Source organism: Providencia sp. AGC89, assembly GCF_053543535.1.
This window is the reverse complement of the sequence record NZ_JBIXLP010000097.1, coordinates 17,256-27,376: the sequence shown is the minus strand read 5'-3', so window position 1 is coordinate 27,376 and position 10,121 is coordinate 17,256. Positions and strand designations below refer to the sequence as shown.

General features: G+C 41.2%; 8 protein-coding genes and 1 rRNA gene. 2 read left to right on the top strand and 7 right to left on the bottom strand.

From position 1 onward, the window contains the following. Positions 1–43: 43 nt before the first annotated feature. Positions 44–1,583: ribosomal RNA gene (locus ACIPUA_RS23455) — 16S ribosomal RNA — on the bottom strand. 543 nt (positions 1,584–2,126) lie between these two features. On the opposite strand from ACIPUA_RS23455, the gene ACIPUA_RS23450 reads away from it, so the two are divergent. Then, positions 2,127–2,819, top strand: a complete 693-nt coding sequence (locus ACIPUA_RS23450; RefSeq protein WP_042846819.1) for a FadR/GntR family transcriptional regulator — start codon at positions 2,127–2,129, stop codon at positions 2,817–2,819. 54 nt (positions 2,820–2,873) lie between these two features. Next, positions 2,874–4,277 carry a multidrug transporter subunit MdtD gene (gene mdtD / locus ACIPUA_RS23445; RefSeq protein ID WP_042846818.1) on the top strand — a complete coding sequence of 468 codons (1,404 nt, stop codon included), beginning with the start codon at positions 2,874–2,876 and terminating at the stop codon, positions 4,275–4,277. Here the strand turns inward: mdtD and rbsR are convergent. From rbsR to rbsD, 6 genes are all read right to left on the bottom strand, one after another. After that, positions 4,274–5,275 (bottom strand): ribose operon transcriptional repressor RbsR, encoded by a 1,002-nt coding sequence (rbsR, locus tag ACIPUA_RS23440; RefSeq protein WP_164975540.1) that lies wholly within the window; start codon positions 5,273–5,275, stop codon positions 4,274–4,276. The two genes, mdtD and rbsR, sit on opposite strands and share 4 nt — an antisense overlap. Positions 5,276–5,278: 3 nt before the next feature. Continuing rightward, positions 5,279–6,208, bottom strand: coding sequence for a ribokinase (rbsK, locus tag ACIPUA_RS23435; protein ID WP_449060213.1), 930 nt, complete (start codon positions 6,206–6,208; stop codon positions 5,279–5,281). Positions 6,209–6,293: 85 nt separating this feature from the next. Next, positions 6,294–7,184 carry a ribose ABC transporter substrate-binding protein RbsB gene (rbsB, locus tag ACIPUA_RS23430; protein WP_042846816.1) on the bottom strand — a complete coding sequence of 297 codons (891 nt, stop codon included), beginning with the start codon at positions 7,182–7,184 and terminating at the stop codon, positions 6,294–6,296. 18 nt (positions 7,185–7,202) lie between these two features. Next, on the bottom strand, positions 7,203–8,165 hold the full coding sequence (rbsC, locus tag ACIPUA_RS23425) for a ribose ABC transporter permease (RefSeq protein WP_042846815.1): 963 nt from the start codon (positions 8,163–8,165) through the stop codon (positions 7,203–7,205). Further along, complete coding sequence (rbsA, locus tag ACIPUA_RS23420) at positions 8,162–9,676, bottom strand: ribose ABC transporter ATP-binding protein RbsA (RefSeq protein WP_042846814.1); 1,515 nt, start codon at positions 9,674–9,676, stop codon at positions 8,162–8,164. Before rbsA ends, rbsC begins: the two co-directional genes overlap by 4 nt. A gap of 7 nt (positions 9,677–9,683) precedes the next feature. Then, positions 9,684–10,103 (bottom strand): D-ribose pyranase, encoded by a 420-nt coding sequence (gene rbsD, locus ACIPUA_RS23415; RefSeq protein ID WP_042846813.1) that lies wholly within the window; start codon positions 10,101–10,103, stop codon positions 9,684–9,686. Between the last annotated feature and the right edge of the window lie 18 nt (positions 10,104–10,121).

Genomic DNA, 10,121 nt, shown 5'->3' with positions numbered 1-10,121 from the left:
ATCAGACAATCTGTGTGAGCACTTCACAAAAACACTTCAATGGTAAGGAGGTGATCCAACCGCAGGTTCCCCTACGGTTACCTTGTTACGACTTCACCCCAGTCATGAATCACAAAGTGGTAAGCGCCCTCCCGAAGGTTAAGCTACCTACTTCTTTTGCAACCCACTCCCATGGTGTGACGGGCGGTGTGTACAAGGCCCGGGAACGTATTCACCGTAGCATTCTGATCTACGATTACTAGCGATTCCGACTTCATGGAGTCGAGTTGCAGACTCCAATCCGGACTACGACGTACTTTATGAGTTCCGCTTGCTCTCGCGAGGTCGCTTCTCTTTGTATACGCCATTGTAGCACGTGTGTAGCCCTACTCGTAAGGGCCATGATGACTTGACGTCATCCCCACCTTCCTCCGGTTTATCACCGGCAGTCTCCTTTGAGTTCCCGACCGAATCGCTGGCAACAAAGGATAAGGGTTGCGCTCGTTGCGGGACTTAACCCAACATTTCACAACACGAGCTGACGACAGCCATGCAGCACCTGTCTCAGAGTTCCCGAAGGCACTAAAGCATCTCTGCTAAATTCTCTGGATGTCAAGAGTAGGTAAGGTTCTTCGCGTTGCATCGAATTAAACCACATGCTCCACCGCTTGTGCGGGCCCCCGTCAATTCATTTGAGTTTTAACCTTGCGGCCGTACTCCCCAGGCGGTCGATTTAACGCGTTAGCTCCGAAAGCCACTCCTCAAGGGAACAACCTTCAAATCGACATCGTTTACAGCGTGGACTACCAGGGTATCTAATCCTGTTTGCTCCCCACGCTTTCGCACCTGAGCGTCAGTCTTTGTCCAGGGGGCCGCCTTCGCCACCGGTATTCCTCCACATCTCTACGCATTTCACCGCTACACATGGAATTCTACCCCCCTCTACAAGACTCTAGCTGACCAGTCTTAGATGCCATTCCCAGGTTAAGCCCGGGGATTTCACATCTAACTTAATCAACCGCCTGCGTGCGCTTTACGCCCAGTAATTCCGATTAACGCTTGCACCCTCCGTATTACCGCGGCTGCTGGCACGGAGTTAGCCGGTGCTTCTTCTGTCGGTAACGTCAATCGTTGATGATATTAGCATCAACGCCTTCCTCCCGACTGAAAGTACTTTACAACCCTAAGGCCTTCTTCATACACGCGGCATGGCTGCATCAGGCTTGCGCCCATTGTGCAATATTCCCCACTGCTGCCTCCCGTAGGAGTCTGGGCCGTGTCTCAGTCCCAGTGTGGCTGATCATCCTCTCAGACCAGCTAGGGATCGTCGCCTAGGTGAGCCATTACCCCACCTACTAGCTAATCCCATATGGGTTCATCCGATAGCGCAAGGACCGAAGTTCCCCTGCTTTGCTCCTAAGAGATTATGCGGTATTAGCCACCGTTTCCAGTGGTTATCCCCCTCTATCGGGCAGATCCCCATACATTACTCACCCGTCCGCCGCTCGTCAGCGAGAAGCAAGCTTCCCCTGTTACCGCTCGACTTGCATGTGTTAGGCCTGCCGCCAGCGTTCAATCTGAGCCATGATCAAACTCTTCAATTAAAAAGCTTGATGCTCAAAGAATGTTTACTGTCGCCTGATTTCCGAAGAAACCAGATTACCTATTAGTTCATATATATGAATTAACGTGTTAGTCACTCTTCAAGACTTAAAATCAAATATTTTTTTGATAGTGTCCTGTGAGTGCCCACACAGATTGTCTGATAAATTGTTAAAGAGCGTTGCGACATTTTTTTTGGAAATTCGACTCAGTTTTTATTAACTTAGGTCGTTGTCGCGAGGTGACGTATATTACGTTTTTTATTTAGAAAGTCAAGTGTTTATTTTCAACTTTTTCTTTCTCACCTCTGTTATCACAAGGCTTCGAGGTTTTCTTCGAGCCGGTTTATCGTGACAACGGATGCGCATTATAGGGAGCCCAGAAAATCTAGCAAGTGTTTTTTTGTTTTTTTATTTTGTTCGCGTTTTTTTTAGCCAAAACAGGCTTTATAAGTTAAATAAGGTCTGTATATTGACTATTTCAGCAGCAATTATTCATTTACTCGCGTAATATAAGTATCTAAGAAATGCGTATTGAGATGAATTATGGAATTAAGTAAGCAACAAACTGCCTCACAGAAGAACCGCTCTTATATTATTGCAGAGAATCTTGGACAGTTAATTTTAAGCAGTACCTATTTACCTGACTCCATTTTACCCAATGAATTAGATTTATCAGAACAATTCCAAGCAAGCAGAACAGCAATAAGAGAAGCAATAAAAATACTCGCGGCAAAAGGAATGGTATTAGCCCGCCCTAAAATTGGTACTCGTGTGATGCCTTCTTCAAATTGGAATTTTTTGGACCAAGACCTTTTAAAGTGGTGGTCGAATAGCGAAGAACAGTCCGTTGTTATTAAACATTTTAAAGTTGTTCGTCTCGCAATTGAGCCCCAAGCTTGTTATCTTGCTGCATTACATGCAACACAAGAACAAAAACAATCTTTACAACTTTTAGCGAGTGAAATGCAATTACTAGCAAAAGAATTTGATAGAGAACGATGGATAAAAATTGACTACCATTTTCATTTAACTATCTATAAAGCTTGCGCTAACCCTTTTTTGATCTCTTTTGCTAATCTGTTTCGCTCTATCTATCAGCGTTATTTTGATGTAATCACTGATAATGAAGTAATTGAAGTTGATACACATCAACAGCTCGCGAATGCAATTATTGAAGGCAAAAGTGCAGATGCCCTTAATTTTTGCTATAGCTTATTAACGAATACTCAGAAATAAAACTAACGAGATAACTCACCGATTTTGGAATTCAATTTTTTAGATAGGTAACTGATGTTCAAGACAGCCAAAAATATGTCTGGTCTTCCATGGATTGCGGCCATGGCCTTTTTCATGCAAGCACTTGATGCCACTATTTTGAATACGGCTTTACCTGATATTGCCAAGAGCCTTCATCACTCCCCCCTTGCTATGCAATCAGCAGTAGTCAGTTACACATTAACTGTTGCCTTATTGATCCCTGTAAGTGGGTGGTTTGCCGATAGATTTGGGACACGGCGTGTTTTTATTTTAGCAGTTTCATTATTTTCTTTAGGTTCTTTATTGTGTGCACTTTCACCCTCCCTAGATTTTTTAGTAACGTCAAGGGTTATTCAAGGGGTTGGTGGGGCAATGATGATGCCAGTTGCACGTTTAGCGCTAATTAGAGCCTATCCACGTAGTGAATTATTGCCAATATTAAACTTTGTCACAATACCGGGGTTAGTTGGGCCAATCTTAGGGCCTCTGCTAGGTGGTATATTAGTGACCTACGCCACATGGCATTGGATATTTATTATTAATATTCCTATTGGCGTTTTAGGTATTTTTTATGCGTTAAAACATATGCCTGATTTTAAAATGCCGAAGCGAAAATTTGATACCCTCGGTTTCTTATTGTTTGGATTCGGTTTAGTAATGCTATCTGTCAGCCTCGATTTCTTTGGTGATAAATCGCTACCTACATCTATACCAGTATCTCTTGTTGCAATTGGGTTTCTTTTCCTATTTCTTTATATTTTCCATGCAAGGCGAATTAAGCACGCCATTATTCCTTTAAATTTATTTAAAACTCGCACTTTTTCTATTGGTATCAGTGGGAATGTTGCAACTCGACTAGGTACTGGCAGTATTCCATTTCTAATGCCATTAATGCTACAAGTTGGTTTTGGCTATGAAGCTGTTGTTGCTGGTATGATGATGGCACCATTAGCGATTGGTTCAATCACAGCAAAATCCGCTGTTACAAAAATACTCACTAAATATGGGTACCGTAATACATTATTTGTTATCACCATCATTATTGGATTAATGATTGCTCAATTTTCCTTGCAATCACCAAGTATGTCGATTTATCTGTTAATTGTCCCTTTATTCATTTTAGGTATGGTAATGTCTGTACAATTTACCGCAATGAATACGATATGTTTGGCTGACCTAACAGATAATAATGCGAGTGCGGGGAACAGTATGTTAGCCGTGACTCAACAGCTATCGATAAGTTTCGGTATTGCAGTGAGCGCAGCAATATTGAACTTCTATGGTGGACAGCCTAACAGCAATACCGTCGATAATTTCCATTATACCTTTATTACTGTCGGTGCTATCACCTTAATATCCGCTTTTGTCTTTTTATTATTAAGTAAGACTGATGGGGATAACTTAATAAAAAATAAAGCAAAAAAGGCTAAAAATTAGCATTTCCTGACCGATTGACGCTCAATAAGTTCAGGTGTTAATACTAAAACACTGGCATCTGCTTCAGGGTTATCCATACGATAAATAAGTTGGTCAACAGCCTGTTTGCCTAGTTTATCTTTTGGTTGATGGATCGTCGTCAATGGTGGGATCATATAAGGTGAAAGGTCGATATCATCATAACCAATAATTGAAATATCATCAGGCACTTTGATTCCTTTTTGGAATATAGCCTGATAAGCCCCAACAGCCATGGCATCATTCCCTGCAAAAATAGCTTGTGGAGGCGTTGATAGCTCAAGCAGTTTATTCATTGATTCAAAACCACCAGCAAATTCGAAGTCACTGAAAATAATATAATCTTCATTAACTTCAATTTTAGCCTGTTCCATCGCTTGAATAAAACCTTGATAACGAGCCCTTGCTGGAGACTTATCTTGAGGCCCCGCAATACAGGCTATTCGGGTAAAACCCGAATCAATAAGATAACGGGTAGCAATTTCCCCCCCAAGAAATGAGTTATCTTGAATCACATCTCCTACTGAATCAAATGGTGACCAATCCATCATAACGGTCGGAACGCTAGGGTAGCGAGTAAACACATCCTTCGATGGGCCTTGAACTTCTGTACACATAATTAATAGCCCATCAACACGTTTTTGTAATAACGTTTCTAAGCTATGGTTCATACGTTGAAGGTCACCTTCAGTATTACATAAGATCAAACTATAACCGCGCTCGTAGCAACTACGTTCAACACCACGTACTACTTCTGCATAAAATGGGTTATTACTTGTTGTTAGTAACATCCCTATTGTATTAGTGCGATTCATTTTTAAGCTTCTAGCTAATGCTGAAGGGGCATAGTTTAGCTCTTCTATCGCATTTTTGACGCGCAGAGTTATACTTTCGCTAACATAGCGATTTTGATTAATCACGTGAGAGACTGTGGATGTCGACACCCCCGCTAAACGTGCCACATCTTTCATTGTTGCCACAAGCTAATCCTGTTGAGTCAAAAATTGTTCAATTTCTTTACGCCAAGGTACCGATGGCTGCGCGCCAGGACGAGTTACAGCAATTGCTGCGGCAGCATGAGCAAAAATAATTGCGTCTTCATCTACCTTGCCTTCCAATAGTGCAGTGACATAAGCCCCATTGAATGTATCACCTGCCGCAATAGTATCTACTGCTTTTACGTTAAATGCAGGAATTATTTTCCCTTGTGAGCCTTGTTCACTATACCAAACCCCTCGGGACCCTAACGTTATCATCACTTTGCTGATCCCTTTTTCGTGCAACACCTGTGCAGCTGCTTGTGCTCCTTTATTATCATTAACAGCAATCCCTGTTAGATGCTCAGCTTCGGTTTCATTTGGTGTAATGATATCGACTAGTGTTAATAATGAATCTGGCAATGACTGGGCTGGTGCTGGATTTAAAATTACCTGTGTATTATTTTTATTGGCAATTTCAGCAGCCATTTGTACCGTATCAAGAGGTGACTCTAATTGCATTAAAACAGCATCAGCTTCGATAATTTTTTGTTGATAGCTAGCAAGCCTTTCTGTCGTCAATTGTGCATTTGCGCCTGCACTGATACCAATAATGTTTTCACCTTGTTGGTTCACATAAATCAATGCCACACCAGTAGTTTCATCTTGAATGGCATCAATACACTCAGTTTTAATATTATCCAAACTAAGCTGTTTTTTAATACTAGAACCAATGCCATCATCACCAACACAAGCAATAAAAGTTATGTCAGCACCGCTTCTACCCGCGGCGACAGCTTGATTTGCGCCTTTACCACCAAATGCAACTTGATAGTGATCACCCCTCACCGTTTCACCCGGCTGCGGAAATTGCTTAACATTTAATATATGATCAGCATTGATACTACCGAGAACCACTAGCTTTGCTGTAGCCATAACGTTTATTTCCTTTTTATTGTGACGTAATAACCCACAAACTAAATGAACCGCCGTTATAATAGTAAACGGCGGTTTTTATTTTTTATTGTTTTACCACTAATTCCAATTCAACTGGAACCGTAGATTCAACTTTTTCACCTTTTAAGACTTTATCCGCTATCTGTACTCCAACGATACCGATTTGGTCTGGGCGCTGTGCTATGGTTGCCCCTAATTTACCGCTTTCTACTGCTTTGATGCCATCATTAGTGCCATCAAACCCAACAACAAGAACATCAGAATAACCAGCAGTTTGTAAAGCTCTTAAAGCACCTAGAGCCATTTCATCATTCTGAGCAAATACCGCTTGGACAGTAGGATGTGCCGTTAACAAGTTTTGCATGACGTTCAAGCCTTTTGTTCTATCAAAATCAGCAGGTTGGCTCGCCAGTAAATTAAATTTATGCTCTTTTGCTCCAGTATTAAAACCTTCACCACGCTCACGCGCTGCTGAAGTACCGGAAATCCCTTCTAATTGAATGACTTTTGCTTCATTACCCGTTTTTTTTGCGATATAGTCAGCCGCCATTTTCCCACCCATGCGGTTATCTGATGCCACATGGCTGACAACTTCACCTTTATTTGCTGCTCTATCTAATGTGATCACAGGAATGTTAGCTTTGTTAGCCATTAAAATAGAATTTCCGACCGCATCTGAATCAGTTGGATTGATTAACATAAGTTTTGTGCCACGCACAGTTAGATCTTGTACGTTTGCCAACTCTTTAGCTGGGTTATCTTGAGAATCTAAGACGATCAATTCATACCCCAGTTTATCAGCTTCTTTTTGTGCGCTGTCTTTCATCGTCACAAAGAATGGATTGTTAAGTGTAGAAATAACTAATGCAATGCTATCTTTCGCCATCGCATTAACACTGACCGTTGCACTCAGTGCAACCGCAGATAATAGTGTTGCTAATTTATTCATCTTCATAATAATTTTCCTGTAGGGTTATTTTTTATTATCAACAAGTACCGCAAGTAAGATGACGACAGCTTTTACAATCATCTGATAGTTTGACGAAATACCTAATAAGTTTAAGCCATTATTTAGAAAACCAAGGATCAAGGCACCAATCAAGGTTCCGACAATGCGGCCTTTACCACCAGCAAGGCTGGTACCACCAAGAACAACCGCAGCAATGGCATCCAATTCATATCCATTACCCGCCATTGGTTGTGCTGATGATAAACGCGCAACTTCGATTACACTCGCCAATGCAGCTAACAAGCCACATAAGGCATAAACGATAATTTTAATGCGGTCGACGTTAATACCAGATAGGCGAGTTGCTGATTCATTCCCCCCTAATGCATAGATATAACGACCTAGACGTGTGTGATGCAACATGTACCATGCAGCCGCAAAAACAATGATCATTAACCAAACAGGGGTCGGAATGCCAAATGGACGCCCAATACCAAACCAACCAAATAAATCTGCGTTATCACTAAACCCTGTATTAATAGGGCTTCCGTCAGTGTACACGCGAGTAACCCCACGTAGTAATAACATCATGACTAGAGTTGCAATAAAAGCTTGAACTTTACCTTTTGCGACAATAACACCGGTACATGCGCCAATTGCAGCCCCCAATGCTAATGCACCAGCAACAGCGACTAAAGCATTTACATCAGTACTCACCATAGAAGCTGCCACAGCCCCAGTTAATGCTAATAATGAGCCGACAGACAGGTCAATTCCTGAGGTTAAAATGACCAATGTCATTCCAACAGCCATAATGGCATTCACAGAGGTTTGTTGTAAGATATTGAAAAAGTTATTAACCGTAAAAAAATTAGGGCTTAATGTCGATACGATCGCAATTAAAATTAATAGTGCTATTAATGATTTTTGCTCCATCAGCCATGCTTTGCTGAACCAGCGTTTTGATGATGCGGTAGTTGAACTCATGCTGATAACTCCTGAACTGAGCCATAATGTTTACCCACTGCAGCAGCCATTAAGGCTTCCTGAGTTGCGTCTTTGGCGGAAAACTCCCCACTGATATGACCTTCATGCATAACCAAAATACGGTCACTCATTCCAATCACTTCTGGCATTTCTGAAGAAACTAAAATGATACTCAGTCCTTCTTTCTTAAATTGGTTAATTAATTGATAAATTTCTTTTTTGGCTCCAACATCAACCCCGCGAGTTGGTTCATCAAGGATCAGGACTTTAGGTCGCGTCATTAACCCCCGAGCAATTGCCACTTTTTGCTGATTACCACCAGAAAGGTTGCCAATAATTTGGTCCATTGATGGCGTTTTAATATTGAATAATCGAATGAAATCACTGACAGTTTGTTGTTCTTCTTTATGTTTTAAACTACCACCTACGCGGCTAAAATAACGTAGTGCCGTCAATGACATATTTTCTTTCACTGACATGCCAAGTACTAAACCATCACGTTTGCGGTCTTCAGAAATATAGACAATGCCGTTATTTAGGCCATCTTGAGGAGTTCTTAATGTGACTTCCTTACCTTCAAGAGTAATAGTCCCTGTTTTCTTCGCTGCCGCGCCATAAATAATTTTCATCAATTCCGTGCGACCTGCCCCCATCAACCCTGAAACCCCTAAAATTTCACCACTTTTTAGACTAAAACTGGCATTAGTGACTCCGGGACCGGATATATTTTGCAACTGTAAGCGCACACTACCAGTAGGAACATCAACTCTCGGATACTGATCTTCTAGTTTTCGTCCTACCATCATTTCAATTAGCTTTTCTTCTTCTAATTCGCTAACAGGTTTTTCACCTATAAATTGGCCGTCACGAAAAACAGTTACATCATCGCAAATTTCAAAAATTTCTTTTAGCCGATGAGAAATGTACACAATGCCACAGCCTTGCGCTTTTAAGTCTTCAATAACTCTAAATAAAGAAGCTGTTTCTGTATCAGTTAAAGCATCGGTTGGCTCATCCATGATGATAACTTGGGATTGATAACTCAGAACCTTAGCTATTTCGACCATTTGCTGCTCACCAATAGAGAGCTCAGCAATAGTTTGGTGGCTGTTATAATCAAGATTAAGACGTTGAAGAAGTTTGTCTGATTCACTAAACATCTTTTTCCAGTCGATTTTGCCAAATACATTAACAAATTCTCGACCAAGAAAAATATTCTCCGCGATAGTTAATTCAGGAATAAGATTTAGCTCTTGGTGAATAATACCAATGCCTGCTTCTTGGGAGTTTTTAGGGCCATTAAATTTTACTTCTTTGCCTAGATAGCGGATTTTACCTGCATCTTTGCTATAGATACCGGTTAGTACTTTCATCATGGTTGATTTGCCAGCCCCATTTTCCCCCACCAGCGCCATGACTTTTCCAGGATAGACATTTAATGTCGCCCCATTAAGGGCTTTTACCCCTGGAAATGATTTATCGATCCCGATAAGTTCTAATAAAGGTTGCATAATCACCTCAGAAAGTCACACCAGAACAAAGAATAATGTTAGCGAACGGTGAACATTCTCCGGTGCGGATCACCGCTTTACTGTCATGAGTCAGTTGTTTAAAACGTTCATGGCTGCAATAGATAATTTCAATCGTATTATTTTGAGTGACTTCTAGCTGTTGTAAGTGAGCTAAAATAGCATCTTCCATTTGTGGGTTATTGGTACTAATTTCCTCAGCTAGAATGGCTTTTTCGACTTGCATCTCTTGAGTAATAACACTTAAAACTGACATGAAATCGGGTAAGCCTTGAGTAATGGCTAAATCAATGCGCTCAGTTCCTTGAGAAATAGGCAAACCAGCATCAGCAAGCGTTATTTGGTCCGTATGACCTAACTTGGCAATTACAGAGGTCACGTTGGCATTAAGTAAAACACCCTTTTTCATTTTTCACCGCCATTCTAG